At 59.2% G+C, this 1,201-nt stretch carries 1 pseudogene; it reads right to left on the bottom strand.

Annotated features, from left to right (window positions below):
• Positions 1 to 1,163, bottom strand: a pseudogene (locus AC1DQ3_RS36460) (hypothetical protein); the annotation flags it as partial.
• Positions 1,164 to 1,201: the final 38 nt, after the last annotated feature.

The raw sequence follows: 1,201 nt of genomic DNA, 5'->3' as shown, positions 1-1,201 counted from the left end.
TGGCAATTGTCGTTGCCGATCATCCCCGACACGCAGACCTGCACGCGGGCGTAGTATTGTCCCGTGGCCTCTCCAGTACCGATCCCACGGGTCGCTTGCGGCGGATTCTCCGCCGAGGCATTCAGGCCGGAGAGGGCCGGAAGGTTCCCGTTTGAAAGGTTGGCGCCCTGGGTCGCGCTGTGTTCCGACGCCCAATTGCACTGCCAGCGCTCACTGGCGCCCCACAAGGCATAGTTCCCCTTCGCCGCGCGTATTTCAGGCGAGGCGTTGTTGCTCTGGGAATATCTGTTGGCGGCGCCTGAGTCGTTGGGGGTCGTGTTGCACAGTGTCAGCCCCACGCGGCTGAGGTTGGATACTGTCCAGCTGCTATAGCTTTTGTTCGTACCGTTAACCGAGCGGCTGTCGATATTCACGGTAATGGTCGACGGCTTGCTTCCACTGCTGCCGTTCGATACCGCGGTCACCCAACCGGTCATCGAATTGGCAGGCGCGCTGGTTGGCACCAGTTTCATCTGGTCGCCGACCTCGAACTGGTTCGAGGTGCTGATGATTACGCTGGTCGTTCCCGAGGTCAGGCTGACGCTGCTGGTGGAAGTGAACGTTGGCGCAGTCTGTTCTATCTGTTGGCCTGTGCCGTACGTGTACGGCGTGAGTTTCGGCAGGTCGGCGCCGTTGTAGTACTTCGCCCAGGAGTGCGCGTCCATCGGCAGGAACGCACGTTCGAGGATGGTGTTTGTGCTTGTGTCGGTAGACCGGTAGCCACCGTAGAGGATTTTCCTGACCGCATCCATGCGGGTCATGCTGGACCAGTTCAGGAAGTTCCCGCTCCAGGCGCTCGACGCCGGGCAATAGTGGTTCCTGGGGGTTGCCTGAATGATCGAGGCCGGTAAGAAGGCATGCTGGGCAGTGCTGTAGGTGTAGCACTTGAACGAATCGAAATAGCCAGCGTAATCGATCGAATCATCATAGGTAGTGTCGATCTTGCCGTCGCCATTCATGTCGGAATAGTCGTTGTATGCCTTTTGGTACAGGGCTTGGTCTTTCGACAGGTCGATCATCACGATCGGAGGCACATTGCCGCCGGCATAGAGCGGTACGCTCGCCAGGTTGAGCTGTGCCGCACTTGCCGAAAACACGGCCAGCGCCAGCGACAGCATGACCATGAGGATCTGGCATCCGGAGATCAGTCTGGAACGAGTGC

The organism is Cupriavidus sp. 01T418 (genome assembly GCF_056398885.1).
Note: the sequence above shows the minus strand (reverse complement) of the source record. Positions and strands in the feature narration are given on the sequence as shown.